Raw genomic sequence first — 26,682 nt, 5'->3', positions numbered from 1 at the left:
CCTGTCTTGTTGGTTGGAATGGCCCGAGGGCGGCGAGTCGACCCGCTTGATCGACTGGGGATCATGTCCTCAGGTTGGATGATTGGAACAGCTCATGCTCGCGGCTTTGCTTGCGGGAATGGCTTTAATCCAGGGCAAAAACAGCGCATAATCAGCACGAAATGCGCTATGATCGTAAGGAATGTAGGGGAACCGGCTGACCGCATCCATGATGGAATCGCCTGAAAATTTGACCATTCTTCCGGATGGAGCATCCCACGTTACCGGCGATCTCCTGTCGCACGTACTGGCGCAGATCAGGCTTACCGGGGACCAGGTTTTCTCGCGCACGCTGGCAAAGGCGGAACAATTCGATCTCGACGAAGGGCAAGCCCATATCGTCGTGGTGACAGCCGGCGCGCTGCGCATGGAGAGCGAGGATCAGGCCCCTGTCGTTATCGACGCCGGCGACCTCGTGCTCCTGCCTCGCGGTCCCGGTGGGTTGCGGCTGGTGGCGTCGCATCCGCACGTGGCGATCGTCGCCTGCCGCTTCTGGTTCGATCCGGACAGTCTTCGGGGGATGATCTTTGCCTTGCCGCGATACATCCATATCGGGCGTGCCCAGGGGGCAGGGTGGATCGACGGAATGCTGCCCTTCCTGATGATCGAAACCAGCGACGCCCAGCCCGGCGCGGCCTTGATGATTTCCCGCATCATCGATCTCATGGTCATCCGCACCTTGCGCAGTTGGGTCCATGAAGGACACGCCACGGGCTGGCTCGGCGGGCTTTCGGATACCCGCATCGCCCGTTCCCTGAAAGCCATCCACGAAAGGCCGCTGCAGCGGTGGAGCATCAATGAACTGGCCGACAAGGCCGGCATGTCCCGTTCCAGCTTCTGCGAGCGCTTCGCGGCTCTCGTCGGGCGCTCGCCGCTGCGCTACCAGAATGAATGGCGCCTGGGCCTGGCCCGGGACCTGCTGGCCAGGCGAGACGCGCGCGTGGGCGAGATCGGCTTGCGCATCGGCTACGAGTCCGAGGCCGCCTTCAGCCGCGCCTACAAACAGCTTTTCGGGCATCCGCCACGGGTTGAATATGCCCTGGCGAATGAACCCGCGAAGCAGTCCTGACCGACGGCGCCATTTTGAAGATATCGAGTTGCGGCCGCTACCGCACCACGAGCACCGGGATCTCGGTGTAGGACAGCACCTCCGCCGTCTGGCTGCCCAGAAGCAGCCTGCCCAGCCCGCGGCGGCCATGCGAGGCCATGACGATCAGGTCGCAACCTTGCGCCTTGGACAGGTCCAGGATCGCTTCGGCGGGTCGGTTGTCCTCGACATGGACCAGCTTGGCGGACACGCCGGCGGCGTCGGCCGATGTCTTGCACCTGTCGAGCACTTCCTTGCCGTAGCGGCGCGCTTCTTCCTGGTAGACGGCCAGCTCATCGCCGGCGACGTAGCCGGCCATGGAGCCGCCCCAGGCGAAGATCGGGAATTGTTCCGAGACGGTGATGAAGGTGACGGCGGCGCCGATGCCCTTGGCCAGCGTGAGGCCATGGGCAACGCCCTTGTCGGCCAGTTCCGAGCCGTCGGTGGCGATGAGCAGATGTTTGTACATGATGATCCGACCTGTGATGCCTGATGACTATCCAACAGAGATAGTTATGCCCCCGCGCTCATTCATTGAGCCAATGCGGCGGGGATCAGGGCCAGAGATGTGGCCCAATATCGGTGCTTGTTGTCGGGAGCGGCCGACCGTTGGCCTCGGCGCCGCCCCTCAGCGCCAATCTATCGAGAAGAGGCATGGCACAATTTCGCCGGCCGGATTCCCCTTTGCCACATCGTCCTCTAAGGTGCCGCCGACATCGAAGGGCATCCCATGAGCAACGCGTTTCCGCAGATCCATCTGGTCCGGCATGGCGAGACGGCATGGAGCCTTTCGGGGCAGCATACCGGGCGCACCGACACGCCGCTGACGCCGGCCGGCGAGGCGGCCGCGCGCGGCGTCGCGGAGCGGCTCAAAGGCCTGTCGTTTTCCCAGGTGTGGTCGAGCCCTTCGCAGCGCGCCTACAACACCAGCGCGCTTGCCGGCTTTGGCGCGACAAGCGTCAAGGCGGACGACCTGCAGGAGTGGGATTACGGTGCCTATGAAGGGCGCACCACGAAAGAGATCCTGGCCGAGCGGCCGGGCTGGAACGTGTTTCGCGATGGCTGCCCGCAAGGCGAGATGGCGGCCGATGTCGGTGCCCGTGCCGACAGGATCATCGAGCGCCTGCGCAGGGCCAACGCCGACATACTGATCTTTTCCAGCGCGCATTTCCTGCGCGTGCTTGCCGCCCGCTGGCTCGGCCTGCCGCCGGAAGGCGGCGCGCTGTTCGTGCTCGACACGGCCAGCATCAGCGTGCTCGGCTACGAGCATGACCTCGGAGAGCCGGTCGTGCGCAAGTGGAACCTGAGATAGGAGAGCAACGGCGCCCGCACAGCGCGGAAGCCTTTCACTTCGTCATCCACGGGCGGAGCAAGGAGCGTAGCGACGCGGCGCAGACCCGAGGATGCATGCCGCGACCTCAAGGTGTCGCCACGGTGCCTATCCTGCTCAGCTGCATTCCTCGATTGCTGTCACGGCATGGATACCAGGGTCTCCGCCACGCCGCTTCGCGGCTGCTTCGCACTGGTATGACGAAGTTGGGGAACCTACCTCTCGAACTTCCTGATTGCCTCGGCGGTGACGGGCTGGAAGAAATTCACCAGATTGCCGTCGGGGTCGCGGAACAGCAGCGAGCGGTTGCCCCAGGGCATGGTGGTGGGCTGCTGCACGGTCGTGTTCTTGATGAAGTCCGACAGCCGGGCGAATTCGGCATCGACGTCGCCGACGCGGAATTCGAGGATGGCCGTGTGGTTGTCGGCGGGACGGGCGATGTCGCCGCCGAACAGCATCAAGGTGCGCGTGCTGCCGATCGCCAGCGTGCAGGCCGGCGTCGCCAGTTCGGCGAAGTCTTCCGTGTACACCGTAACCGGCATGCCGGTGATCTCACCGTAGAAGCGCACGAGGCGCTGGACATCTGATGTGATGATGCGGACAGAGACGAAATTCATCGCATTGGCTCCTTGATCTCGAAGCCGCGACCGGCTCCCGACCGATCCATAGACCAGGTCTCCTGCCAGCTTTCTGTCAGGAGATGGGTTGCGATGGCCGCGCTTGCGGTTCGGACCAGACCGGCGGCAGGCCGAAGGCTGCGAACAAATCGGGCCCGAGCGGGCCGACATAGACCGTCAGCGCGGTGATCTGGCCGTCGGCCGGCTCGATGACGTGCAGCGATTGCGCGCGCCATTCCGGTTCGTGAAGCCGCCGCGCATAGATCGCCACGGCGGGCTGGCCATTGGCCCTTGTCGCCACCGCGCGGTAGCCGGCGAAATTGTTCCACACGGTGTCGAAGAAACCGTGGATCGCCTGGCGGCCCTGGTACCAGTCGTGCCAGGGCGGCATGTGGTAGGTGGCATCCTCGCGCAGGAGTTCGACGAAACCGTCGAGATTGGCGGCATCCCAGGTCCTGATATAGCGTTCGAGCAGCAGGTCCTCGTCGGCGCTCGGCCGCGCGCGCTGCAGTGGCCGCCCCTTGGGAAAGCGTTCGCCGAGTGTGGCGCGCGCCCGCTGCAGTGCGCTGTTGATGGACGCCGTAGAGCCGCCCAGCAATTGCGCCGTTTCCAGCGCCGACCAGCCGAGCACGTCGCAAAGGAGGAGCGCGGCGCGCTGCCTGGGCGGCAGAAGCTGGATCGCCGCGACGAAGGCAAGTCGGACGGCCTCGCGGGTTTCGTAACGCGCTTCGGGGCCGGGTTCGCCGTCGGCGAGATCCGGCAGCTCGGCGTCGGGGTAGGGCTCCAGCCAGGTCAGTTCGGCGGCTGGGCCAGCAGCGGCGCGGCCTTCGGTCGGCGGCCGTGCCGGCTCTTCGAGAATGCGGCGCGTCGACGACCTTGCCTTGATCGCGTTGAGGCAGCTGTTGGTGGCAATGGCGTAGAGCCAGCCACGCGGCGAGCCGTGGCCGTCGAATTGCGCGCGGCCGCGCCATGCTTTCAGGAAAGTGTCCTGGACGAGGTCGTCGGCCTCGTGGAGCGAGCCCATCATGCGGTAGCAGTGCAGCTTGAGTTCGCGGCGGTGGGTGATGGTCAGACGCTCGAAGGCGGGCCGGTCGAGGACCGGCCGGCCCGATGGCCCGGCAGGAGCGTCTGTCATTTCGAGCTCGCCATGATGATTTCGGGCCATCCTGCGCGCCTCACGCCGCCGCCGCAAGGCCGCTGCCGCTCACCGTGAAGGCGGTGCCCTGCATCTTGCCGGCAGCGAGCGCGACCACGGCGCTGGCGACATCGGCGGGCGTCTGCACATCGGTCATGCTGGCCAGGAAATCCGCCGGGCTGATGCCGAGATAGGCCGAAACGCCCGATATGCCGCGCTGGCCGACGCCGGTGCCGGCCATGATGCGCATCGGCGCCAGCGCCATGAAACGCAGGCCAAGGCCAAGCCGGTCGGCTTCCTTCTGGCTATGGGCGGCAAGGAACATCTGCATGCGCTTGGCGCCGGAATAGCCGCCGGAGTTCGGCGGGCCGCCGCTGAATGCAGCGCCGCTGGAGATCAGCACCACGCGGCTGCCGGGCTTCAGCCGGCCGCGCAGCGCCGCCCGGCAGAATAGGAAAGACGCCTTGACGTCCATTTCCCAATTGGTCGAGAACTCGTCCCAGCTCTGGTCCTGAATCAGTGCCGACGGGGCGAAGGCACCGGCGCAGATCACCAGCACGTCCGGTTCGAGCGCCGCGAACACTGCCTCTGGCGCGGCCTCCCGCGTGGCATCCGCCGCCAGCGTCCTTACGCCCGACGCCTCCCAGGAAAGTTCCTTCAAAGCGTCCGCGCCCCGGGCGACGGCGAGCACGGTTGCTCCCTCGCTCAGCGCGGCTTCCACGATGGAGCGGCCGACGCCCCGGCTGCCTCCGACGACGACGACATTTTGACCTTGCAACGATCCCATGGATCACCTCGCCTTCCGGCCCGGAGGATTCCGGCGCCTAATGATCAGGACAGCGGAGGCGGGTGGAAATCATCGGTGGTGACGAGAATTTTTTAAGGCATCGTCCGGTCGTCACTCGTCGAAAAAGCCAGCAACGCGAAGGAACGCTCACTCCGCCAGCAATGCCAGCTCCTCCGCCGTCAAATGCCGCGCCGTGCCCTTGGCGAGGTCGCCGAGCGGCAGGCTGCCGATGGCGATGCGGATGAGGCGCTTGACCTCGATGCCGTGGGCGGCAAGCAGGCGGCGGATGTGACGGTTCTTGCCTTCGTCGAGCACGATCTCCAGCCAGGCGGTTCGGCCGCCGCTGCGCAAAAGCTCGATCGCGTTGGCGGTCAGGGTCTCGCCGTCGACGGTGACGCCAGTGCGCAACCTGTCCAGCGTCGTTTCATCCGGCACCGTGGCGACCTGCACGTGATAGGTCTTGGGCAGATGCGAGACCGGATCCATCAGCCGGTTGGCGAAGCGTGTGTCGTTGGTCATCAGCAGCAGGCCTTCGCTCGCCTTGTCGAGGCGGCCGACCGGCGAGACATAAGGCAGATCGAGCCCTTCGAGACAGGCATAGACGGTGTCGCGCTCGAGCGGATCATCGCGGGTGGTGACGAACCCGCGCGGCTTGTTGAGCATGACATAGACCTTGCGCTCGGCAACGACCGCTTCGCCATCGACAACGATGCGGTCGCGGTTCATGTCGACGCGCAACGCCGCATCGCGCACCACCTTGCCGCCGACGCGCACGCGGCCCGCCGCGATCAGCACCTGCGCCTGCGCGCGCGAACACAGGCCGAGTTTTGACAGCGCCCTGACCAGGCTGACGCCCGGGGACTTGGCGAAGAACGCCTTGCTGGTGGATGGCCTGCCGGCGGGCCGTGTTGGTCTTGCTGCCATGCTGTTTCGCATCGGTCCGTTTCATCGGACAGATGCCACGGGTGGCACGCGCCTCGCAAGCTGCGCGCGGCCGGTCTATTCCTAGCGCAGGAATAAGCGCTTCAGGCGGATGGCTCGGCCATCACGATGAAATTGCCGCAGGTGCGTCAAAGAAGGCTGATGTCACCGGGCCCGTGCGTTCCGGAGGCCTGAGAAATTTCACGCTGCGCCCGGTGAGCCGGTCGAACTCTGCGTGGATGTCGCTGACAGTGATGAGCGCCGCCGGGAAACGGGCGTCGTAAAGCGCTCGCTGCGCGGCACGTGCCGGCGGGGCGCTGTTGGGTTCGAGCACAAGTTCCGTGCCGGCATCGTCGGGCGCCACGACCGTCAACCAGCGGATCGGACCGCTGTCGTCATCATGCCTTTTCACAAAACCCATGACCGAGGTGTAGAAGGCCAGCGCCTTGTCCTGGTCGTCAACCTTGATGAGGATATGGCGAAGCAGCATGGTTGTTCTCCTTTCATTCGCCCGGTGTTGGCGTCCGTGCCAAATCCTAACTGTTGAAGAACGCCGTCAGAACCGGCACGTGGGCGGCGGGTTTCAGCATGTGGTTTTGGCCGGGCAGCATCCGGTAGCTTGCATTGGGCAGTGCTTCGGCCAGCGCCCTGTTGCCGTGCCGCATCCATGGCGGGCTTTTGCCGCCATCCGTCACCAGCACCGGCACGCGCAGCGATGCCCAGCGGTCGGCGCCGAGCGGCTTGCCAAGCTGGTCGTCGGCGACGATGGCGCCGTCATGCGGCAGGGTGTGCGCGACGGCCTTGAGCCGTCGCCAGATCGGCGTGAGCTTCATGAGAACAATGAGCAGGCGGGGCATGCCCACCGATTTGAGGAAGACGGCTATGGCGTCGCCGCGCCGGCCTTGCGCGACGGCATCCCTGATGGCTGCCCAGTCGGCCTGCGTTGTCTCGCGGCTGTCGTCGACGATGAGTGGCGCCTCGTAGAGCGCGAGCTTGCTGATGCCGGGCAGGCGGGTTGCCGCCATGAGCGCCAGCATGGCGCCCGACGACATGCCCCAGATATAGGCCTCCCCGCCGGCGGCCCGCAGCACCGCCCCGATGTCGTCGACCTCGCGCTCGACCACGTAGGGCGCGGTGTCACCGCTGTCGCCACGGCCGCGCCGGTCATAGCGGAACACGGTGAAGTTGTCCGCGAGCGCCTTGGCCAGCGGACTGCTCGGTCCCATCGTGCGCGAGCACAGTGCGCCGTCGACCAGGATGAGCGGGTGGCCGTGGCCCCGGCGCTCGCAGGCGATTGGCGTTCCATCCCGCGACAGCACGGTTTGCGTGGAAGGTTTCGCGTTCTCACCTTGCATGGTTGGCATCTCGATCGATCAGGTGCTCCAGGCGGTCGAAGCTCTGCATCCAGCCGCCGCGCATGCCCAGCGCCAGCAGGCGCTCGCGGTCGGCGGCACTCGCCAGCGTCACCTCGAAATGGACATGGGTTCGCGTGCCATCGGGCGTAAAGGTCACGGTATGGCGGCTCTGGCCCGGCGGATTGCCGGCCCATTCGCGGATTTCCGGATCCGGTTCGTCGCGGTAGCTCAGCCTGACGTTCTCGACGACTTCGAGATAGCTGCCCTGGTTGCGGTAGAGCGCGCCGCTGGCGGTCAGCATGTCGACGCGCCAACGGCCGCCGACGCGCACGTCGAGCACGCAATGGGGAATGGTGCAGCCCTTGACGCCCCACCACTGCGCCACCAGCCTGGGATCGGTCCATTAGCCGAAAGACGCGTGCCACCGGAGCCTCGAACACCCGTTCGATGGCGAAGCTGCGATCGACGGTATCTCGCACCCGATCGCTCATGGCGTCTTTTCCGCATCGCGCCGCAGCAGGTCCTCCATGCGGTCGAAGCGGCCCTCCCAGAGTTTTCGGTAATCGTCGAGCCAGCGGTCGACGTCGCGCAGCGGCTTCAGCTCGATGCGGCTCAGATGTTTCTGCGCCGCACGGCTGCGGGTAACGAGGCCGGCCTGCTCAAGCACGCCGATATGCTTGGACACGGCGCGCACGGTTAGCGCGAAGGGTTGCGCCAGTTCCGCGACCGAGGCTTCCCCATCGAGCAGCCGGGCAAGGATGGCGCGCCGCGTGGGATCGGCGAGCGCGGCGAATGTATGGTCAAGAGAGAATTCAACGGTCATTACGGAACCATTTAGTTCTAGAACTAAATGGTTCTATAAATGATTTGAACTGACGCGTCAACAAGCTTGGGAAGCCCGCGAGGTGGAAGCGCCTGCCGGGAGGACGGTTCCGCCCGGCAGCCTCTGGAAGTCTCAGGCGGCTGCCTTCTCCGCCGCGATGCCGTTCAAGACCTGGATCACATCTGCCGGCAGCCTCAGCTCGGCTGCCGCCAGGTTCTCCCTGAGATGCCCGACCGACGAGGTGCCGGGGATGAGCAGGATATTGGGGGAGCGCTGCAACAGCCAGGCGAGCGCCACCTGCATGGGTGTCGCGCCAAGTTTTTGCGCGACATTGGCAAGCGTGCTCGACTGCAGCGGCGTGAAACCGCCGAGCGGGAAGAACGGCACATAGGCGATGCCGTCGGCGGCAAGCTCGTCGATCAGCGCGTCATCCTGGCGATGCGCGATGTTGTATTGGTTCTGCACGCAGACGATGTCGACCATGCCGCGCCCCTGCGCGATCTGTTTGCGGGTGACATTGCTCAGGCCGATATGGCGCACCAGGCCCTGGCGCTGCAGTTCGGCGAGCGTGTCGAGCTGCGGCTCGAGCGAGCCTTCGGCGGGTCCGTGTATCCCATGCATGGAGCGCAGGTTGACGACCTCGATCACATCCAGCCCGAGATTGCGCAGATTGTCGTGCACGGCCTGCGTCAGCTCCTGCGGTGACATTGCGGGGATCCACGATGCATCCGCGCCGCGCCGCGCACTGATCTTGGTGACGATGGTGAGGTTGGTGGGGTAGGGGTGCAGCGCCTCGCGGATGATCTGGTTGGTGACGTGGGGGCCGTAGAAATCGCTGGTGTCGATATGGTCGACGCCGCTGGCAACGGCCTCGCGCAGCACGGCGAGTGCGGCGTCGCGGTCCTTTGGCGGGCCGAAGACGCCCGGTCCGGCCAGTTGCATGGCGCCGTAGCCGAGGCGCTTCACGGTGCGGTCGCCGAGTTTGAAAGTTCCGGCCTTGCTGATGTCGGTCATGGTGTCATCTCCTTTGGGTCAGCCAGATATAGACAACGCGCACCTGAACGATAATGTGGTGCAATCGGCACGACCCGTGCGGAAAGGCGAACAATGGCAGCGGATCTGGGCGACCTCCAGGCGTTCATGGCGGTGGCGCGCGCCGGCGGCTTCCGCGAGGCAGCCCGGGTGGGTGGCGTCAGTGCCTCCAGCCTCAGCGAGACGGTGCGGCGGCTGGAGAGCGGGCTCGGCGTGCGGCTCCTCAACCGCACCACCCGCAGCGTCGCGCCGACCGAAGCCGGCGCGCGCCTGCTCGAGCGGCTCGGCCCCGCGCTCGGCGAAGTCGATGCTGCCCTCGACGTGGTCAACGGCTTTCGCGGCCGCCCGGCCGGCACGCTGCGGCTCAACGTGCCGGTCGTCGCGGCGAAACTGGTGCTGCCGCGCCTTTTGCCGCCCTTCCTCGCCGCCTATCCCGACATCCGGCTGGAAGTGACCGCCGAGGACAGTTTCGTCGACATACTGGCGAGCGGTTGCGACGCCGGCATCCGCTATGGCGAGCGGCTGGAGCAGGACATGATCGCCGTGCCGATCGGCCCGCGCCGGCAGCGCTTCGCCACCGCCGCCGCTACGGCCTATCTCGACCGGCACGGCCGGCCCGGCCATCCACGCGACCTGCTCGATCATGCCTGCCTGCGCGGTCGCTTCGCCAGCGGCTTCACGCCGCCCTGGGAGTTCGAACGCGACGGTGAGGTGGTGAGCGTCGACCCAACCGGCCCGCTGCTGGTCAGCACCGGTACGGCAATGGCGCTTGCGCTCGAGGTGGCGGTCGCCGGCGGCGGCATCGTCTCGCTGTTCGAGGACTGGCTGCGCCCCTATTTCGACGACGGCCGGCTGGAGCCGGTGCTGGAGCCCTGGTGGCAGGAATTTTCAGGCCCGTTCCTCTACTATCCCGGCCGCCGCCTGACGCCAGCGCCGCTGCGCGCGTTCATCGATTTTGTCGGTGGGATGCGCTGGGGGTGATCCCGGACCGACATCGTGCCGCGAGTTGCGCCAAGGCCAAATCCCCCGATGTAACACTTTGTTGTCATTGAGGGCCTATCAGGGAGGCGGTACGGCGAAAGCCCGATAAGGGAAAGGCGCGCAATGGGTTCGCCCTGGTCCGAATTGCTGGCCAATCTCGCGGTCGTGGCGATGTTCGTTTCGGTCTGGATCCACACGCATGTGTGGCTGGATCGCTGGCCGGCCGCCGCGAAGGCAGCGACCTTCGGCGTGCTGATGGGCGCCGGCGCCATCGTCCTGATGCTGACGCCCATGCAGTTGCAGCCGGGCGTGCTCGCCGATCTCAGGGCGACGATGATTGCCGTTGCCGGCTTCTTCGGCGGTCCTGTCGCCGGCATCGTCGCCGGGGTCATGGCCGGTGCCTTCCGGACGTTCGAGGGCGGCATCGGCGCCTTCGCCGGCGCGGTGGGGATCGCGGCCGCCATGCTGGTCGGTGTCGCCGGAAACCTTGCCCTGAAGGGCCGCCACGCCACCATACTCGACATCATGATCCTTGGCGCGGCCGCGGCGGCGGCGTCACTGCTTGGCCTCAGCGTCCTGCCGCGGGATGTCCTGCAAGTGGTTCTGCCTGATGTGGCGCTGCCTTCCTCCCTGCTCATCTTTGTCTCGGTGGTGCTGTCGGGGCTGACGTTCTACCAGGAGCGGCGTCGCCTCGAAGCGCTGCAGTCCCGGCGCATCTACAAGGCCGTGGTGGAGACGCTGCCCGATTGCCTCAATGTCAAGGATCTCGACGGGCGGTTCATCGCGGCCAACCCGGCAACGGCCGAATTGCTGCATGCGCCCGACGCCAAGGCACTGATCGGCAAGACGGACTTCGACTTCTTTCCGCATGAGACGGCCAAAGGCTTCCGCGAGGACGAGCTTGTCGTGCTGGCGTCGGGCGCCTCGTCCACCATCGAACAGCGCCTTCACCGCGAGGACGGCACCGACGGCTGGCTGGCGACCTTGAAAGCTCCGTTCCGCGACAGGACCGGGGCGGTCGTCGGCCTGATCACGCACAATCGCGACATCACAGCGCGCAAGCAGCTCGAGACCGAGCTGGCGGAAAGCCAGGCAAGGCTCGGAGACGCCTTGACGCACATGGCCGACGGCCTGGTGATGTTCGACCTGGACGGCAAGATGGTGCTGTGCAACGCCCGGTACCGCGCCATGTTTCCGAAGACGGCCGACATAAGAGTGCCGGGTGCCGACTACCGCGACATCCTGCGCGCTTCGGCGGCGCGCGGCGAAGGCATCACGCCGCCGGACGCTGTCGAGGACTGGATCGCCGGCATCATGGCCTCGCAGAAGCTTATCAGTCACCGTCAGGTCCGGCTTGCCGACGGGCGCTGGCTCGATGTGCGCACCCGGCCGACCGGCGATGGCGGAAGCCTCAGCATGTTTTCCGACATCACCGAGGCCAAGCAGGTCGAGGCCGAACTGATGGCCGCCAATGAGAAGCTGAACCTCCTGGCGCACCGCGACGGCCTGACCGAACTGTTGACGCGGCGCGCCTTCGACGAAGCGCTGGCGCACGAATTCGCCCGCGCCAGTCGCAACGCAATGCCGCTCAGCCTGCTCATCATCGACGTCGACTGGTTCAAGCGGTTCAACGACCATTACGGCCATCCGGCGGGCGATGAGTGCCTGCGCGTCATCAGCCGCTGCATCGGGGCGGCAGCCCGCCGGCCGGCGGACGCCGCCGCCCGCTATGGCGGCGAGGAGTTCGCGCTCATCCTGCCCGAGACCGACGCGCGAGGGGCCTTCGTCATCGCCGAAAACCTCAGGAGCAAGGTGCGCGACCTCGCTCTTGGGCATGCCGGCAGCGAAAAAGGCATCGTCACCGTCAGCATCGGAGTCAGCACCCTCGAGGCCGCCGCCGCCATCGAGATCGCCGATCTTCTGAGCCGCGCCGACGAGGCGCTCTACGGCGCCAAGGCCGCGGGGCGGGACCGGGTGCATGGCTGGCGTCCGCACCTCAGCGGCCAACGCTCGACCGGCTCGCGGCGCAAGACATGAGTCCTGCCAGTTCCAGGGCGGACTGCCATTGGATCGAGGCTGAGCTGGGGATTGCCTGAACGAGGATCCGGGCGGGCACCTCTCTCAGGGGCGTGTAAGCTTCAACCGGTGTGAACTGTATCCGCGCTGGCGGGATCGAGCTTCACAAGACGAGCCTTCGCCTCGCCGACGCGTTGTTGCGCGGATCGTATCCTGTCACAAAGCCTCAGATTGATACCAACGCCACAGTCCTCGTCCAGCATCGCGTTTGCACGTTCGAGGGCGAGTTCCGCTCGGTTAAGTCGCTGCCTCGCCCTGGCCAGTTCCAAGGTCAGAAGTTCCATTACTGCTGTTTCCGTGGTTACGGTCCCTTCAGGTGGGAAACCGTTGCCGGTCGTTTTGGTTCCGGCTGTTCGCGCGCAGCCGCATTCGCTGCCGCGCGCGCCCAGGATGGCCGTTAGGACGGCCTTGGATGGGCAAGGCTGGTGTCGAAAGTGTCCGGCAGGACAGGTGTGCCATTGGGAGCAGTCGAGGCTGTCGTCATCCTGTCAACCGCCGGGATGATGACCATGCGGGCATGCTGCTCCGGCCACAACGGCTTTCCGAAAAGGAAGAACGTGCTGGCGAGAAAACAGACCAGCAAGAGGACGGCCAAGGTATTGGCGATGATCTCACCAAGCTGCATTATCTCTCCTCCAAATCACGCACCTGCAATGGGCAACGAGCACCAGCGGACTATGTTCAACGTGTGGGACCAATGCGCCTGATACTTCGGACTTCAGTCCGAGTTGCGGGTCGAACGATAAAGGCACAACCTGCCTGCGCACCGGCCGAGCCTCCGCCAATGGTGGTAGCCGGAGCATGGCCCGGCCTGCTCGCAACGTACCGAGCCCTCCGCCAAGGCAGGCCGGGCTGCGTCTCCTGAAGCGTCATGAACGGACCGCGATTTCCGCGGGCAGCGGCGAGCGTTGATTCCCCGGCAACGGTTAGCCCGATCCGCGGGGTGACGGAAAGCACGCCGAGATCCGTTAGACAGGGATTGTATGGACGCATCCGCTGTCCCATCGCCTCAACTCGGCGCCATGATTGCCGGTGAAAAACGACAAGGGCTGCTACGAGGGCTGCTACCAGCTTGAGGTAAAGCTGACGAGCAGGACGGCGATCAAGGCCGATAACGGGACCGCCATCAACAGCGCCGCCTCCATAAGTCGGCTTTCCTTGTCGCTGAACATCAGAATCTCCTCACATCTCGGCCCGAAACCAGGGAATTCAGGGTTCGCCCACCGCATGGAAGCAGTGGCCGAACCCTATTGGCGCAGGAAGGGACGTAGCTGCGCCAATTCGAAAAAACACGCGCGGTCGCAGTCCGACTTTCGCCGGCTACCTGCCGGTGACCTTGCAGCGAACAACGAGCGTGAAAGACGGCCGTTCCCGGCGGCGGCTCCGGCAGGACCATTGCGTTTTAAGATGGGACCTAAGTCTGGGGCAGGCCGGACCGAAGCCCGATCCTGGAACATTCAATCCCGCCTGAAGTTCGATCGGCAGCGCGGTGACAATGTTGTAGCTGTGCAGGTTTCAGATGGAGGAATTCATGAAAAAGAATCTTGCCGCCCTAGCCGCGGTTCTGTTGCTCGCAGGCGTCGGCGCGGCCGCCGCCGAGGACGTCGTCATCCAGCCCGAGCAGGAAACAGTGATCAAGGAATATGTGAAGAAGCAGCCGCTGGCTTCGGTCAAGGTTCCCGGCGTGGAACTCAATATCGGCACGGCCTTGCCAGATACCGTTGAACTCCACGAAGTTCCCAACGTCAAATATCGCTACACCGTGATCGACAACCGGACGGTGATCGTGGACCCAGGCACCCACAAGATCATCAAGATCATCGAGTAGCCGCGCCTGGCCCGCCGCCAGGCTGGTGGCGGGCCAATTGCGCAAAGTGCGTTGCCCGAGCAATCATAATTTGCGCGGGTCGATGCTCTTTGTGACCGGCCCGCAAGGGCTGCGGCTTCGCCAATGGTCATCAGCTCGATCTCGCCATCGAGCGTCGATCTTGACCTCGGGATCATCGCTGCTCACCTGCCGCCACTCCGCGCGTGGCACCCTCCTGTGGGTAGTGTCTCAGTTTGAAATTTAGTCGTTGAACACCCCCGCCGAATGAGGCGTTCTCGCATCTGCTGGATATCCGCTTCGTCAAGCCGCCCGATCGTCACTTTGGCTTCGCGGAGCCTTTAGGTCCGGTGGGCATTAGCAACTAGCCAGCAAACCTTCTACTGCCCAACTATGGACGCCGCCGGCCGCGCTGAGGTTATCGGATCGGCGTGACGAAGGACGATCCTCCACGCGCCATCCTCCTGCCGGAAGATGGTGGTGGCCCGAAGAGAAATCGGCACCAGTTTGTCGGCGCCGCCGACCTTGGATTGAAGCCGCTCGATTTCGATGATGTAGCCCAGGTCCGCCGTCGCGTACTCGGCGATTCGCTCAAAGCCGACGACCTGGCCGTCTCGGTAGTTGGTGGCAGCCCGATCCATGGTCTCAGCAGCTTTTATCCAACCCCTGGCCGGTGGACCGAACGGATTGGCGATGATCACGTCATCCCGTCGCGAGTAGAGGTTTTTCAGAGGCTCAGGGTCGCCCTTCACGAAAGCACCCAAAGCCAAATGATCTTGCTCGATAAATTTCGTCAGGTCGGAAGCTAACATCTTACCGTCCTCGTCTGATCTGAACAGAGAACTCTACACCAAAATCCTCTGCTATCGAATACCCTCGATCTGTCTCACGAGACATGACGCCAGACCCCAAGCGTGGTTCCAAGCATACCGGAAGCGAGCCGGCCGCGCGAAGGTCTGTCAATCCGCCCAATAGGGGTCGACCTTGCAGATCCTGAAGGCGGTATGCGAACGGCTCTGAGCGGGGTAGGTGTCACCGCGACGGGTCCGCCTCTTGCTCCTGGCGGCGCCGGGCCAGCGCGCGAATTCGGTCGGCGACCTTGCCGTCCACGGGGTTGTAGACGGTCAGGCTCAAATCCGGCCGGCCGTCGACCGCGAAGGCCGAATATTCGAGTTCGATGTCGCCGAGTTCGGGATGCTTCAGGCGCTTTGTCCCGTCGCCATGGCTGAGCACGTCGTTTTCCCGCCACAGGGCGGCAAACTCGGGACTGGCGCTGCAAAGCTCGTCCACGAGCTGGGCGACCTCGGACACCGCGCCGGCGTGCCGCGTCGGCCCGGAACGCGCCGACCACGAAGCGGGCGAGGTTCTCCCAATCGTGCTGCTTGGCGCGGATAGTGGGGCTCAGGAACATGAAACGCAGGATGTTGCGCTGACCCGGGGGCAGGGTGCTGTAGTCGGTCATCACGATTTGCGCGGCGCGGTTCCAGGCGACGACATCCCAGGTCGCCGTCTTGATCAAGGCCGGGCTTGCCTCGAGCGTGTCGATAAGGCGCTGCAGCCTGGGGCTGACGCCGTCGGCGCCGATGTAGCGGACCTCGGGCGGACGCCCCAGCCCCAGCATGAAAAGATGTTCGCGCTCGGCCTCGGTCAGCAGCAGTCCCTTGGCGATCCGGTTCAGCACGTCGGCCGAAGGCGCGCCGCCCCGGCCCTGTTCAAGCCATGTGTACCAGGTCGGGCTGATGTTGGCGCGCTGGGCGACCTCTTCGCGGCGCAGTCCCGGCGTGCGCCTGCGGCCCGAGAAGCCGAACGACGAGGGGTCGAGCCGAGTGCGCCTGTCCTTCAGGAAGGCTGCGAGCGAACCGGCGGAATTGTTGGGCATCCTGTTAGCCATTATACCATGATAAGATCACTACTTTAATGGAATAATAGAGCAGCGATACTGCGCGGGCAACTGTGCAGGAGATTTTGCATGCGTATCTTTCTTACCGGCGCCACCGGCTTTATCGGTTCGGCGATTGTCCCCGAACTCATCGAGGCGGGCCATCATGTAATCGGCGTCACCCGCTCCGACGCCGGCGCCGAGGCGTTGGCCGCCGCGGGCGTGGAGGTGTATCGCGGAACCCTCGAGGATCCCGAGGGCCTGCGCGACGGTGCGGCGAAGGCGGAAGCGGTGATCCACACGGCCTTCGACCATGACTTTTCGAGGTTCGCCGAGAATTGCGAAAAGGACAGGCGCGTCATCGCGGCACTCGGCCAGGCGCTCGCCGGCTCCGACCGGCCGCTGGTGATCACGTCGGGCACCGGCATGGGCGCCCCCGGCCATGGCCAGTTGGCGGTCGAGGACGTCTTCAACCCCGGCCATCCCAATCCGCGCGTCGCCTCCGAACTCGCCGGGAATGCCCTGCTGGAGGCGGGCATCAACGTGTCGGTGATGCGGCTGCCGCAGGTCCATAACACGGTCAAGCAGGGGCTGATCTCGCCGCTCATCGAAATCGCGCGCCAGAAAGGCGTCTCGGCCTATGTCGGTGAAGGCCGCAATCGCTTTGCGGCGGGCCATCTCCTCGACGCGGCGCGCCTCTACCGCCTTGCCGTGGAAAAGCGGCAGCCCGGCGCCCGCTATCACGCCGTCGGCGAGGAAGGCGTCGAGGTGCGCGCGATCGCCGAGGCGCTTGGCCGGGGCCTGAACCTGCCGGCCGTTTCGATCGCGCCGGAAAAGGCGGCGGAGCATTTCGGCTGGATGGCGATGTTCGCCCCCATGGACCTGCCGGCCTCCAGCACGCTGACCCAGGCGCGGCTTGGCTGGCATCCGACCGGACCGACGCTGATCGCCGATCTCGACGCCATGCAATACTGATCCGCGTAAGAGGCGGCGGCTTCAGCGAGGGCATGACGGTTAGCCGTCAGCCTGGGCTGACGGTTAGTCGTCAGCCTGGCATGACGGTTAGTCGTCAGCCTGGCATGACGGTTAGTCGTCAGCCTGGCATGACGGTTAGTCGTCAGCCTGGCATGACGCTACGCCGTCAGCCTGGCATGATGGTTAGCCGTCAACCTGGGCTGACGGCGTAGCGCAGATGGACAAGGCCATGTGCCAGAGTTTCGCAGCTTTTGAGCGATAGCCGCACCTTGTTTGCAAGGCCGGCCTCGCCGAACTCGACAAACCCCTGGTTTGCCGCCCGCGCATCGAGCGCGGGTGCAACGAGAAGGCTGAGTTCGTCGACAAGCCCCCTCGCGAAGAAGGAGCCGTTGATGCCGGCGCCGCCTTCGAGCAGCAGCCTGCGGATGCCGAGTTCGCGCCCGAGCACGTCGAGCATCGTGGCGAGATCGATGCCGGCTGTTTGCGACACGATATAGGACACGCCGTCGGCGGCAAGCTCGGCCAGATGGCTGTCCTCGACATCACGCCCAAGCAGCACCACGACATGGTCGCCGCCGATGTCGGGTTTGGCAAAGTGGAGCTTGCCGGAGGCATCGAGCGCCACGGCATAGCTGTCCGCGTCGCGCCGCGCGAAATGATGCGGCCGCTCGACCTTCTCAGCATGCGCCGGCGGGTGCGCGCCGGCCTTGCTCATCTCGGCCATGGTGACGCGGCCGACGATCCAGGCGTCGCCTTCGAGATCGCTGTGGATCTGCTCATAGAGGCCCGACCACTCGGCCCGGCTGCCATCGGGGCTGGCGGTATAGCGGCTCGGATGAAGGCTGCCGTCGAGCGAGGCAAGCATATGGCAGATGATGTGCGGCTTCATGCGATTTCTCCGGGGATGGGATTGCAAAATTCAGGCCCTGTCGTCGTGCGTGCCCTCCCAAACCGCACCACTTTTACAGCGTCGGGGCGAATAGGATTCGCTCGACCTGCTGTAAGCTTCTGATCTTATGCATGTCGTTATCCCGGAACCGAGGACACTTCCGGGCGACATGCACTAGGCGCCCGCACGAGACGGGACGGCTGGGCCGAAGGAGGAGCGAACCCTCGCAGACCGTCAAGTAACGCCGGCTATGTCAATTGCAATGTTTGGGGCGTGACCGGGCTAGGCCGCTTCAAGCGCCATCACCTTCTCCGCTGCCTTCGCCAGAAACCCGGATCGCGTATAGCCATGGGCTTCGGCGAAGGCATCGATCCGCTGGAGAACGTCGTCCGGCAGCGTCACGTTGATACGCACCGCCTTCCTGGCTCCGGTCCTTGCCGCGACCAGGATTGCGACGCCGTCGCGATTGTCGGCGTCTGTCATTACGGCCTCCAGACTGGAAGGCTCCGGAATGGCATCGCCATCCTCGACCAAACCTTCGATATGGAGGGCAAGGGCCTCTTCAGCCATGGACCGGGCGTCATCCATATCCTTGCCGGCGGTAATCACGCCTGGGAAATCGGGAAAAGACACGCCGAAGTCGCTGTCGGCATCCTTGTGGATCAGTCCGATGTACTGCTTCATGTCCGTCACCTCAGTTTCAGTCCAGATTGCTTTTCGATGCCCCCGAAGGAGCGGCCCGGCTATAATCCTAAATTCCGACAATTCCGACAAGTCGCTGTCCGGCCCTGTTATATCGATGTTGCACAAACGGTTGACCCTGGGTTAGCATCCTCTTGTTGACGCCGATCGGAGGAATTCAGGCGGTCAGCTGGAGCGGCATGCGTTCTTGGCGCAAGGAGGATGCTCCAACACTTTAACCGGCGCGTGATCCTTCCTGAAACCGGTCCCGGTTTTTAGGGACGTGCGCTTCTGTGGAGGAGGAACCCATGAACAGACGCGAATTCCTGATGACGTCCGTGGCCGCGGGCGCCATGATGCTGGCCGCACGCTCGGCTTTCGCCGCGGATAAACTCACCATTCTCGGCTCGGTGCCCAGTCTCGGCTTTCCGTTCTTCGTGCACATGCTGAACGAGATCAAGGCCGAAGCGCAGGCGCAGGGCGTCAACCTGACCGAGAGCGACGGCCAGAACTCGGCCACCAAGCAGACCGCCGACATCGAGGCGGCCCTGGTGCAGAAGGTCAACGCGATCGTCATCTCGCCGCTCGACGTCAACGCGCTGGCGCCAGCCATCGAGGAAGCGGTCAAGGCTGGCGTTCCCGTGGTGACGATCGACCGCCGCGTCGACGGTGTCCAGGGCATCCTTGCCCATGTCGGCGCCGACAACGTCAAGGGCGGCGAGGCGGAAGCCCAGGCCGTGGTTGCGGCATTCCCCAATGGCGCCAAGCTGTTCCACCTGCAGGGCCAGCCGGGCGCGGGTCCCGCGATCGACCGCAACAAGGGCGTGCACAATGTGCTCGATCCGCTGAAGGACAAGTACCAGATCATCTATGAGCAAACCGCCAACTTCGCCCGCGCCGAGGCGCTGACGGTGACGGAAGCCGGCCTTGCCGCCAACGGCAAGCCGGACGCCATCATCTGCGCCAATGACGATATGGCTCTGGGCGCGCTCGAAGCGTGTGCCGCGCGCAACTTCAGCGACGTCAAGATCTACGGCTTCGATGCTCTGCCGGAAGCGCTGGTCGCCGTGCGCGACGGCAAGCTCGCCGGCACGGTCGAACAGTTCCCCGGCAAGCAGTCGCGCACCGCCGTACAGATCGCGGTCGCCTTCGCCAAGGACAAGACCGAGCCGAAGGAGAAGCTGGTGCTGCTGACCCCCATCGTCATCGGCAAGGACAATCTCGACAAGGCGGAAAGGCTGAACGAGACGAAGTAGGCCGACTTGAAAGGCCGGCGGGACAGCGCCCCCCTCTGTCCTGCCGGACATCTCCCCCTCAAGGGGGGAGATCGGATGTCCCGACGTCGGCGCTCCTCCTGCAATGTTGGTGATTGGCGAAAGCAGGGCAACAGCCAATCTCCCCCCTTGAGGGGGAGATGTCCGGCAGGACAGAGGGGGGCGTTCAAGCGCAACCTGGCCAATATAGGGATGGCAACAAGGAGAAGTCTTTGCCTTTAGTTGAAGCCGCATCCCCCGTCCTGCTTGCCGTCGAGGGCGTCACCAAGCATTTCGCCGGCGTCACCGCGCTGAGCGATGTCTCGCTCGATGTCCGCCCCGGCGAAATCCTCGGCCTGCTTGGCGAAAACGGCGCCGGCAAATCCACGCTCTTGAAAATCCTGTCCGGTGTCATGCCGCCTTCCGGCGGCCGCATCACCTTCGACGGCGCCGACTACCAGCCGGCGAGCCCGCAGGATGCCAAGCGGCTCGGCATCGTCACCATCTACCAGGAGCTCAGCCTGATTCCGACGCTGACGGTGGCGGAGAATATTTTCATCGGCCGTGCGCCGATCGGCCGGCTCGGGCTGGTGAGCTGGCGCAAGATGGAGCAGGATTCCCGCGCCATCATTGCCCGCGTCGGTCTCTCCATCGACCCGATGACGCCGGTGTCGGCGCTGTCGGTGGCCGAGCAGCAGCTCGTCGAGATCGCCCGTGCATTGTCTTTGAAAAGCCGGCTGATCATCATGGACGAGCCGACTTCGGCGCTGACCGAGACAGAGGTGCAACGCCTGCTGTCGATCATGGACCGGCTGCGCAAGGACCATGTCGCGATCATGTTCGTCACCCACCGGCTGGAAGAGGCATCCGCCATCTGCGACCGCATGACCGTGCTGCGCGACGGCAGGCTGGCGGGGCATCTCGACCGTCAGGGCGGGCCGATCAAGCTGCCCGCCATCATCGAGAAGATGGTCGGGCGCGCCGCCTCCGAGCTTTACGCGCGGCCGGCGCAACGCGCGGTGGCTGGCGATGTCGTGCTTTCCGTGCGCGGCTTGCGCACCGTGCGTGACCCCGAGGCGCCGCATGCCATCGTGCTCGACGGCGTCGACATGGACCTCAAGGCCGGCGAGATCCTCGGCGTCGCCGGCCTCGTCGGCTCCGGCCGCACCGAGCTGGCGCGCGCCATTTTCGGCGCCGACCGGATCGCCGCGGGAACGATCACGCTCGACGGCAGGGAAATCGCGCCTGCTTCGCCGGCCGACGCCATCGCGCTCGGCATCGGCCTGGTGCCGGAGGACCGCAAGCACCAGGCGATCTTTGCCGCGCTTGGTATCCTGCCGAATTTCTCGGTCGCCTCGCTCGGGCGTTTCAGCAACGGCTTCGGCTTCATGGCCGAGCGGCGCGAGCGCGACGCGCTGTCGGGGTTCAGGAAGATGCTGTCGATCCGCATGGCGTCGGCCGAGCAGGCGATCGAGGGCCTGTCGGGCGGCAACCAGCAGAAGGTGATCCTGGCGCGCTGGCTGGCGCGCGATCCAAAAGTGCTGATCGTCGACGAGCCGACGCGCGGCGTCGATGTCGGCGCCAAGGCGGAAGTGCACCAGATCCTGGTGCAACTGGCGGCGCGCGGCATCGCGGTGATGATGATCTCGTCCGAACTGCCCGAGGTGCTGGCGGTGTCGGACCGCATCGTCACCATGCGCAAGGGGCGCATCACCGGGCAGATGCCGGGCGTAGAGGCAAACGAGGAAAAGCTGATGGAATTGATGGCGCTCGACAGGCAGGATACGCCGGGACAAGACGCGCCGGCACAGGATACGGAAGGGCAGGCAGGATGAGCATCGCCGAGGAACAGAACCAGCGTGGCGGCGTGACGATCGCCCGGCTTTTGATGAGCTTCGGGCCGCTGCTGTTCCTGGCGGCGCTGGTCGTCGTCTTCACCGTGCTGAAGCCGAGCTTCATGGACCCGATCAACCTGTTCAACATCACCAGGCAGATCTCGATCACCGGGCTGATCGCGCTCGGCATGACCTTCGTCATCCTCACCGCCGGCATCGATCTGTCGGTCGGCTCGCTGCTGGCCTTCTGCGGCATGGTGGCGGCCGTGGTGGCCAAGGGCGGCACCGCCAACACGCTGTCGCTGTCGACGTCAGGCACGCAGGGCTATGGCTGGTTCACGGCGCTGCTGGCCGCCGTCGTGGTCGGTGCGCTCGCCGGCGGCGTGCAGGGGTTCGCGATCACAAGGCTGAAAGTGCCGCCCTTCGTCGTCACACTGGGCGGGCTGACGGTGTTCCGCGGGCTGACGCTGACCATCTCCAATGGCGGTCCGATCTCCGGCTTCGACGCCTCGATGCGCTGGTTCGGCACCGGCCTGATCGGCCCGGTGCCGGTGCCGGCGCTGATTTTCGCCGTCGCCGCCATCCTGTGCCACATCGTGCTGCGCTACACCCGCTACGGCCGTGCCGTCTATGCCGTCGGCGGCAATGCCGAAGCGGCACGACTGTCGGGCCTGCGCGTCGACCGCATCCTGGTCTCCGTCTATGTCATCGTCGGCTTCTTCGCCGGGCTCGCCGCCTTCGTGCTGTCGGCGAGGCTGAATTCTTCCGAAGCGGTGGCCGGTATCGGCTATGAGCTGACGGTGATCTCCGCCGTCGTCATAGGCGGCACCTCGCTGTTCGGCGGCATCGGCTCGGTCGGCGGCACGGTGGTGGGTGCGGCGCTGATCGGCGTGCTGCAGAACGGGCTGCAGTTCAACAACGTCTCTTCCTACACGCAAAGCATCGTCATCGGGCTCATCCTGATCCTGGCGGTGGCGTTCGACCGGTGGCTGAAGTCGCGGGTGAGGCGGTGAGGGGAGTTTTTTCCTTCTCCCCTTGTTGTGGGAGAAGGCGGCCTCGCGAAGCGAGGTCGGATGAGGGGTGTTCCAGGGAACGCCAACGTCTCACTCCGCTGGAACACCCCTCATCCGTCTCGGCGCTGACGCGCCGATCCACCGCCCTGGGCGAGTCATGGGCCTCGCCCGCCCTTCGGGCCCCACAAGGGGAGAAGGGATCACCGGCTGCCGCGTTGCTTGCAAAACGTCCTCGCCTGAAACCCGCAAACGGCGCTGTCGAGCCTCAAGCCGCCTGGCTTGCCCACAAACCATGGCCGTAGCGGCGGAAAAAACGGGCTATGAGAAGCTGCTGCCTTGCCCTGGCGAGATCGGGCAGGCGCCGCTCCTGGCGCCATCGCGGCATGTTTCGCCAGCCGGCGATGAACCGGATCGCATCCTCGACGGCTTCGTGCGCCGATAGCGCCGGGCCGATCGCGGCCAGGAACAGAAGTTCCGACGGTCTCAATTCGTCGATGACGGCCTTGCGCCTGAAATGATCCAGGCGGGCCTGCGCGATGCCGTTGCGGCGGATCGCCTCGAAGGCTTCGAGCAAAGCGGGACTGCGCCGGTGTAACCGCAGGCGCGGGCGAAATCGGCGGCATCCATTCTTGCTCCCGGATCTGGCGCGCCCAATTCCGCGCCGACTCACATTTGCAAGTTGCATATAAGCATAACTCAAACTAACATAGAAGAGAGACTTTTGGAGGAGTTTGGAAAGTGCGACTCGACTCCTGCTTCAAAACACGGGAATATGTGAACAAATCACGAACAGACGGACGGAGGAACGATGGCGTTGCCGGGCAGGGAAGCAGTGATCGCGCAGGTCGCCTCGCTGTCGGTCGAGTGCGCCGATTGCGGCCGCAACAGGTGGTGGCGACCCGACCAGTTGAAGCGCTTCGGGGTGAACGGGAACACGCCGCTGGCCGCGCTGTCGGGTCGCATCGTCTGCTCGGCCTGCCGTGCCGACGGGCTGCCGGGCACCGCGATCTCGATCCAGGCCGCGTTCATCGACGAGCGCCAGCGCGTGCGCTCGGAAGCGCGGATGCTGAGCGATCGCGAAGCGCCGCTGGCAGGCTCGAGGCGGGCTTGAGAGGCGCTGGCTGGCAGAGTCGTCAGGAAACGTCGTCTTCGTCGATGAGGACAACGTCTCGCCCGCCATGAAAGACTCGCAAGATCGTCACGGTCTTGTCCTTGACGCTGAATGCTATCGTGGCCCGCCGGCGATAGCCCACGGTCCGCAGGCCCGGTCTAATGTCATCGTGGCGTGTGCCGCGCTCAGGAAAAATGTCAAATTCCGCACAATAGTCGATCAGGCGATCGACATAGATTCGCGCAATCCGCTCGCCTGCCTGGGGCACCAGATAGGACAGCAAATCCGCCAGATCGTTCTCCGCGGCCTTGCTGAAGACAACCCTGTACGTCATGTTTTGCGGGAGGGTTTGCCCACTAGCTCGTCAATGCGGCCGTGCAGTCGCGCGCGCACTTCCTCGAGAGGCGCAACGAGTGAAGGATCCTTCTGGAGTGCGTCCATCGTCGGTGCAACCTCTTCACGCAACCAGCGATCGACCGCAGCGTCGCGCGCGGCGAGAGTTCTCAGGCCATCGCGAATAACTTCGCTTTCGGTTGCGTATTCTCCTGATGAAACCTTGTCCTTCACCATCCGCGCCATCTCGAGCGGCAAGGTGATAGTCAGGGGCTGGGTACTGCGCATGTTGTTTCCTGAAGCGAATTTTGGCGTGTGACTTAATCATACGCTTTTTCGCGAACTGCCGCTAGTGGGCTGGCGGCTTGGCACATGGCGAGCCTCAATACCCCAGCAGTTCCTTCAGCGGGATGACGCGCCAGACTTGCTTGATGGCGTAGCGGTTGAAGGTCAGCGTCTTGGGCGGATTGTATTGTTCGACCACCAGCTCGCCCGCCGTGCGCCGGACCAGTTTCTTGATGAAGGCCTTGCCGTTCTTCTCGTTCTCTTCCGGAAAGGTCTCGATCACCACATGGTCGCCCGGCACCGCGTCGCGGCCGCCGCAATAGATCATGTCGCCGGGCTCATAGCGCGGCACCATGGAATCCGAGAGCACATGCAGCGCGAACACTTTCGGCAGGTTGCGGACCCCTGGCGGACGCTGGACGTATCCCGCAGGCTCGCCGTTGAAGGTGAAGTCGCCGTCATCGCCGCCAACGGCGGCGCCGAGCACCGGAATATCCATGGCTCCGGCCGGCAGGGGGCCGGCATCGGTGACGATCTCGGCGTCCGCCACCGGGCCGGCATCGTCGAGGAAGACGACCTCGCCCTTGCCGAGCGCCACGGGGTCGACACGCAGGAAGGCGGCGGTCTTCAACAGGTTCTCGGTCTTGGGCAGGTTACGCCCGGTTTCCCAGTTGCCGACGGCTGCGACATCGGTGTCGTTATGCTCGGCGATGTGGCGCATGACCAGGCCGCGCTGCTTGCGTGCCTGGCGGATCGCGGCCCCGACCCTGATCGACAGTTGCGTTTTCACCATGGCCTCATGTGAGCAACAAGTCCTGCTTTCGTCCATGAAAGAATGGCTTGCATCAATTTTTGAGTTATGCTTATATCACCTCATGCAAAAGCTCAACCCCCTCAGAGTCGACAGCGCCTCCAGCCCGGCCTTGCCGGGCTGCCCTTTCCCTTCCGCCCCGGCCGCCTCCTCCCCGGCCGAGGCGAAGCGCGAAGCCGATTGCCTTGGTGCATCGGCCGCGCGTCCGGTCCGCCCGTCACTGGCGGCCGGAACGGCCGGAGCCGCCGCTCCCCGCGGCTCCGGCCCCCCATTCGACCCGGCCGCGGGTTGTTCCCTGATCCGCACGCGGGACGGCACCGTCATCCCTGACGAGGCGACGACGGGCAGGGCGGTCTCAGCCCCTGACGGGGACATGGCGACGGCGCGGTTTGCGCACCTCGCCGCGCCGGCCGACCGGCGGGGCTGACAGCAGCCCTTCCACGGCAATCCCAGCGGCCGACAGGCCGGACCAAGCCCGGCAGCGCCCATGGCGTCCGCGGGCGAACCCGACGCTTGCCTGACGGTGCCGTGCGCGGCGGCCGCTGGCCGCGCAATGGAGACGGACATGGCAGGCTACAGCGACAGCGAATTGCAGGCGATTGCCGCCTGGCTGAAGGACGGGCTTTCGGCATCGAGGATCGCGGCGGCGTTCAGCGCACAGCGTGGCGCGCGCATATCGCGCAACGCCATTATCGGCATCGTCCACCGCAACGGCATGCTGGGCGCGATCGGCTTTGCCAATGGCAAGGGCCTGCCGGCGGCCCGTACGGCGACGGCCAAGGCAGCGCGCCGCGCCGCCAAGCCGGAAACCATAATCGAACGTGCCGGCGCCGCGCTGCAGCCGGCCAAATCTGCCATGCGGCCGAAGCGGGCTCCTTCGCCCGTCCGGCCACGGCTTTTCCAGCGCGAGGCGGGCGTGCTGATCGCCGATGGGGAAACCTACCGTTTCAAGGTACCCGCACCGCCACGTGGTCCCATCGGCCGACAGCCGCATGGCGTGGCCATGCGCTTCATCGACTGCCTGTTCAGCCGCTGCCGAGCGCCGCTCGACCTGGCGCTGGAGGAAGACCCTCAAAATGGTGCGCCCGGCGGGCGGCCGGGCCAGGACATGCTGTGCTGCGGCATGCGCACCAGGGCGATGAAAAGCTACTGCACCTATCATCAGGCGCGCTTCCAGCGCCGTGTTTGCGAAGCCGGGTGAAGCTTGGTCCCTTCTTCCAGTTTACGGGGAAAAAGTCGCTCCTGCGTGCCGTCGCCAGTCCCGATCGCCGCGAAATATTGGGAGAATTGCTTTGAACAGCTATTGCGCCGCACCGCTATTTCGGTATCTGGCGGCCCTGTTTGGGCAGGCGGCTCTGCACCGTTCGTTGCTCCAGCATCGTCGCCGGGCCACCGCCGGCAACCAGGATGCCGGCAACGCGGGCAAAGCCGGTGAACACTTTTATCGCATCGGACTGCGAGATCTGCGCCGCGATGGCCGCGCTGCAGGCGTTGAGCGCGCTGCGATAGACGTGGCCCCGCCGCTCGATCGGCCAGCGCTGCAGGAAATCGGCGGCATCGCTGACGTTTTCGATCTCCTCGACATGTCCGTCCAGGGACACTTTGAGCG

Annotated in this window: 32 protein-coding genes and 2 pseudogenes; 12 read left to right on the top strand and 22 right to left on the bottom strand. The window is 65.1% G+C overall.

Features of this window, described 5'->3' with window-relative positions; translation table 11 throughout:
* Nucleotides 1-69: 69 nt before the first annotated feature.
* Entirely contained in the window at nt 70-210 is a 141-nt protein-coding gene (locus O7B34_RS18975; protein ID WP_337147492.1) for a hypothetical protein, read from the bottom strand.
* On the opposite strand from O7B34_RS18975, the gene O7B34_RS18970 reads away from it, so the two are divergent.
* Nucleotides 209-1,108, top strand: coding sequence for an AraC family transcriptional regulator (locus O7B34_RS18970; protein ID WP_337147491.1), 900 nt, complete (start codon nt 209-211; stop codon nt 1,106-1,108). The two genes, O7B34_RS18975 and O7B34_RS18970, sit on opposite strands and share 2 nt — an antisense overlap.
* Nucleotides 1,109-1,145: 37 nt before the next feature.
* On the opposite strand, the gene O7B34_RS18965 is transcribed toward O7B34_RS18970, so the two are convergent.
* Complete coding sequence (locus O7B34_RS18965) at nt 1,146-1,595, bottom strand: universal stress protein (protein WP_337147490.1); 450 nt, start codon at nt 1,593-1,595, stop codon at nt 1,146-1,148.
* A 261-nt stretch (nt 1,596-1,856) separates the two neighbouring features.
* On the opposite strand from O7B34_RS18965, the gene O7B34_RS18960 reads away from it, so the two are divergent.
* Nucleotides 1,857-2,438: a histidine phosphatase family protein gene (locus tag O7B34_RS18960; RefSeq protein WP_337147489.1), complete on the top strand. Its 582-nt coding sequence runs from the start codon at nt 1,857-1,859 to the stop codon at nt 2,436-2,438.
* A 233-nt stretch (nt 2,439-2,671) separates the two neighbouring features.
* On the opposite strand, the gene O7B34_RS18955 is transcribed toward O7B34_RS18960, so the two are convergent.
* The 9 genes from O7B34_RS18955 to O7B34_RS18915 all read right to left on the bottom strand — a co-directional run bounded on the left by O7B34_RS18955 (nt 2,672) and on the right by O7B34_RS18915 (nt 9,108).
* Nucleotides 2,672-3,073, bottom strand: coding sequence for a VOC family protein (locus O7B34_RS18955; protein WP_337147488.1), 402 nt, complete (start codon nt 3,071-3,073; stop codon nt 2,672-2,674).
* A gap of 76 nt (nt 3,074-3,149) precedes the next feature.
* Complete coding sequence (locus O7B34_RS18950) at nt 3,150-4,208, bottom strand: RNA polymerase subunit sigma-70 (RefSeq protein ID WP_337147487.1); 1,059 nt, start codon at nt 4,206-4,208, stop codon at nt 3,150-3,152.
* A 40-nt stretch (nt 4,209-4,248) separates the two neighbouring features.
* Complete coding sequence (locus O7B34_RS18945; RefSeq protein ID WP_337147486.1) at nt 4,249-4,995, bottom strand: SDR family oxidoreductase; 747 nt, start codon at nt 4,993-4,995, stop codon at nt 4,249-4,251.
* A gap of 147 nt (nt 4,996-5,142) precedes the next feature.
* The gene (locus tag O7B34_RS18940) at nt 5,143-5,919 is read right to left on the bottom strand and encodes a pseudouridine synthase (RefSeq protein ID WP_337147485.1); all 777 of its coding nucleotides are present in this window, start codon (nt 5,917-5,919) and stop codon (nt 5,143-5,145) included.
* Between the two features lie 121 nt (nt 5,920-6,040).
* Nucleotides 6,041-6,406: a VOC family protein gene (locus O7B34_RS18935; RefSeq protein WP_337147484.1), complete on the bottom strand. Its 366-nt coding sequence runs from the start codon at nt 6,404-6,406 to the stop codon at nt 6,041-6,043.
* Between the two features lie 46 nt (nt 6,407-6,452).
* Nucleotides 6,453-7,271, bottom strand: coding sequence for an alpha/beta fold hydrolase (locus O7B34_RS18930; protein WP_337147482.1), 819 nt, complete (start codon nt 7,269-7,271; stop codon nt 6,453-6,455).
* On the bottom strand, nt 7,261-7,656 hold the full coding sequence (locus tag O7B34_RS18925) for an SRPBCC family protein (RefSeq protein ID WP_337147481.1): 396 nt from the start codon (nt 7,654-7,656) through the stop codon (nt 7,261-7,263). The genes O7B34_RS18930 and O7B34_RS18925 overlap by 11 nt, the downstream gene beginning before the upstream one ends.
* Before the next feature lie 102 nt (nt 7,657-7,758).
* Entirely contained in the window at nt 7,759-8,094 is a 336-nt protein-coding gene (locus tag O7B34_RS18920; protein WP_337147480.1) for an ArsR/SmtB family transcription factor, read from the bottom strand.
* 132 nt (nt 8,095-8,226) lie between these two features.
* Complete coding sequence (locus O7B34_RS18915; protein ID WP_337147478.1) at nt 8,227-9,108, bottom strand: aldo/keto reductase family oxidoreductase; 882 nt, start codon at nt 9,106-9,108, stop codon at nt 8,227-8,229.
* A 93-nt stretch (nt 9,109-9,201) separates the two neighbouring features.
* Here O7B34_RS18915 and O7B34_RS18910 point away from each other — a divergent pair, with 93 nt between their 5' ends.
* Nucleotides 9,202-10,107 (top strand): LysR family transcriptional regulator, encoded by a 906-nt coding sequence (locus O7B34_RS18910; RefSeq protein ID WP_337147477.1) that lies wholly within the window; start codon nt 9,202-9,204, stop codon nt 10,105-10,107.
* A 123-nt stretch (nt 10,108-10,230) separates the two neighbouring features.
* The gene (locus tag O7B34_RS18905; protein ID WP_337147476.1) at nt 10,231-12,144 is read left to right on the top strand and encodes a diguanylate cyclase; all 1,914 of its coding nucleotides are present in this window, start codon (nt 10,231-10,233) and stop codon (nt 12,142-12,144) included.
* A gap of 101 nt (nt 12,145-12,245) precedes the next feature.
* Here O7B34_RS18905 and O7B34_RS18900 read toward each other — a convergent pair whose 3' ends face one another.
* Both O7B34_RS18900 and O7B34_RS18895 read right to left on the bottom strand, forming a co-directional pair.
* The gene (locus O7B34_RS18900; protein ID WP_337147475.1) at nt 12,246-12,467 is read right to left on the bottom strand and encodes a hypothetical protein; all 222 of its coding nucleotides are present in this window, start codon (nt 12,465-12,467) and stop codon (nt 12,246-12,248) included.
* A gap of 113 nt (nt 12,468-12,580) precedes the next feature.
* Entirely contained in the window at nt 12,581-12,808 is a 228-nt protein-coding gene (locus tag O7B34_RS18895) for a hypothetical protein (protein ID WP_027146293.1), read from the bottom strand.
* 906 nt (nt 12,809-13,714) lie between these two features.
* On the opposite strand from O7B34_RS18895, the gene O7B34_RS18890 reads away from it, so the two are divergent.
* Complete coding sequence (locus O7B34_RS18890) at nt 13,715-14,011, top strand: DUF1236 domain-containing protein (protein WP_337147474.1); 297 nt, start codon at nt 13,715-13,717, stop codon at nt 14,009-14,011.
* Nucleotides 14,012-14,388: 377 nt separating this feature from the next.
* On the opposite strand, the gene O7B34_RS18885 is transcribed toward O7B34_RS18890, so the two are convergent.
* Together O7B34_RS18885 and O7B34_RS18880 are read right to left on the bottom strand one after the other, a co-directional pair.
* Entirely contained in the window at nt 14,389-14,820 is a 432-nt protein-coding gene (locus O7B34_RS18885; RefSeq protein ID WP_337108259.1) for a YybH family protein, read from the bottom strand.
* 220 nt (nt 14,821-15,040) lie between these two features.
* Nucleotides 15,041-15,899 (bottom strand): annotated as a pseudogene (locus tag O7B34_RS18880) (helix-turn-helix transcriptional regulator).
* A 78-nt stretch (nt 15,900-15,977) separates the two neighbouring features.
* On the opposite strand from O7B34_RS18880, the gene O7B34_RS18875 reads away from it, so the two are divergent.
* Complete coding sequence (locus O7B34_RS18875) at nt 15,978-16,862, top strand: SDR family oxidoreductase (RefSeq protein WP_337147473.1); 885 nt, start codon at nt 15,978-15,980, stop codon at nt 16,860-16,862.
* A 190-nt stretch (nt 16,863-17,052) separates the two neighbouring features.
* Here O7B34_RS18875 and O7B34_RS18870 read toward each other — a convergent pair whose 3' ends face one another.
* Nucleotides 17,053-17,751: a RibD family protein gene (locus O7B34_RS18870; RefSeq protein WP_337147471.1), complete on the bottom strand. Its 699-nt coding sequence runs from the start codon at nt 17,749-17,751 to the stop codon at nt 17,053-17,055.
* Nucleotides 17,752-18,033: 282 nt separating this feature from the next.
* Nucleotides 18,034-18,435, bottom strand: a complete 402-nt coding sequence (locus tag O7B34_RS18865) for a type II toxin-antitoxin system HicB family antitoxin (RefSeq protein ID WP_337147469.1) — start codon at nt 18,433-18,435, stop codon at nt 18,034-18,036.
* 305 nt (nt 18,436-18,740) lie between these two features.
* Here O7B34_RS18865 and O7B34_RS18860 point away from each other — a divergent pair, with 305 nt between their 5' ends.
* The 4 genes and pseudogenes from O7B34_RS18860 to O7B34_RS18850 all read left to right on the top strand — a co-directional run bounded on the left by O7B34_RS18860 (nt 18,741) and on the right by O7B34_RS18850 (nt 22,533).
* Nucleotides 18,741-19,688, top strand: coding sequence for a substrate-binding domain-containing protein (locus O7B34_RS18860; RefSeq protein WP_027146297.1), 948 nt, complete (start codon nt 18,741-18,743; stop codon nt 19,686-19,688).
* A gap of 320 nt (nt 19,689-20,008) precedes the next feature.
* Nucleotides 20,009-20,437, top strand: a pseudogene (locus O7B34_RS32195) (ATP-binding cassette domain-containing protein); the annotation flags it as partial.
* Nucleotides 20,432-21,520 (top strand): sugar ABC transporter ATP-binding protein, encoded by a 1,089-nt coding sequence (locus O7B34_RS18855; protein WP_442920976.1) that lies wholly within the window; start codon nt 20,432-20,434, stop codon nt 21,518-21,520. The pseudogene O7B34_RS32195 and the gene O7B34_RS18855, both read left to right, overlap by 6 nt.
* Nucleotides 21,517-22,533: an ABC transporter permease gene (locus O7B34_RS18850; protein WP_337147464.1), complete on the top strand. Its 1,017-nt coding sequence runs from the start codon at nt 21,517-21,519 to the stop codon at nt 22,531-22,533. The genes O7B34_RS18855 and O7B34_RS18850 overlap by 4 nt, the downstream gene beginning before the upstream one ends.
* A gap of 265 nt (nt 22,534-22,798) precedes the next feature.
* Here O7B34_RS18850 and O7B34_RS18845 read toward each other — a convergent pair whose 3' ends face one another.
* On the bottom strand, nt 22,799-23,107 hold the full coding sequence (locus O7B34_RS18845; protein ID WP_337147462.1) for a hypothetical protein: 309 nt from the start codon (nt 23,105-23,107) through the stop codon (nt 22,799-22,801).
* A 234-nt stretch (nt 23,108-23,341) separates the two neighbouring features.
* On the opposite strand from O7B34_RS18845, the gene O7B34_RS18840 reads away from it, so the two are divergent.
* A complete protein-coding gene (locus O7B34_RS18840; RefSeq protein WP_027146301.1) occupies nt 23,342-23,644 on the top strand; it encodes a hypothetical protein in 303 nt (100 codons plus the stop codon).
* A gap of 22 nt (nt 23,645-23,666) precedes the next feature.
* Here the strand turns inward: O7B34_RS18840 and O7B34_RS18835 are convergent, their stop codons facing one another.
* The 3 genes from O7B34_RS18835 to O7B34_RS18825 all read right to left on the bottom strand — a co-directional run bounded on the left by O7B34_RS18835 (nt 23,667) and on the right by O7B34_RS18825 (nt 25,055).
* A complete protein-coding gene (locus tag O7B34_RS18835; protein WP_337147460.1) occupies nt 23,667-23,978 on the bottom strand; it encodes a type II toxin-antitoxin system RelE/ParE family toxin in 312 nt (103 codons plus the stop codon).
* Complete coding sequence (locus tag O7B34_RS18830; RefSeq protein WP_337147459.1) at nt 23,975-24,265, bottom strand: ribbon-helix-helix domain-containing protein; 291 nt, start codon at nt 24,263-24,265, stop codon at nt 23,975-23,977. The genes O7B34_RS18835 and O7B34_RS18830 overlap by 4 nt, the downstream gene beginning before the upstream one ends.
* A 94-nt stretch (nt 24,266-24,359) precedes the next feature.
* Entirely contained in the window at nt 24,360-25,055 is a 696-nt protein-coding gene (locus tag O7B34_RS18825) for an XRE family transcriptional regulator (protein WP_027144203.1), read from the bottom strand.
* Nucleotides 25,056-25,638: 583 nt separating this feature from the next.
* Between O7B34_RS18825 and O7B34_RS18820 the strand changes: the two genes are divergently transcribed.
* Nucleotides 25,639-26,274 (top strand): GcrA cell cycle regulator, encoded by a 636-nt coding sequence (locus tag O7B34_RS18820; RefSeq protein WP_337147457.1) that lies wholly within the window; start codon nt 25,639-25,641, stop codon nt 26,272-26,274.
* Nucleotides 26,275-26,389: 115 nt separating this feature from the next.
* On the opposite strand, the gene O7B34_RS18815 is transcribed toward O7B34_RS18820, so the two are convergent.
* Nucleotides 26,390-26,674 (bottom strand): DUF982 domain-containing protein, encoded by a 285-nt coding sequence (locus tag O7B34_RS18815; RefSeq protein WP_337147455.1) that lies wholly within the window; start codon nt 26,672-26,674, stop codon nt 26,390-26,392.
* Nucleotides 26,675-26,682: the final 8 nt, after the last annotated feature.

Origin of the sequence: Mesorhizobium sp. Cs1299R1N3, assembly GCF_037179625.1 — a bacterium.
GTDB classification, from domain to species: Bacteria; Pseudomonadota; Alphaproteobacteria; order Rhizobiales; family Rhizobiaceae; genus Mesorhizobium; species Mesorhizobium salmacidum.
The sequence above is the reverse complement of the archived record's forward strand: the minus strand, read 5'-3'. Positions and strand labels throughout refer to the sequence as shown.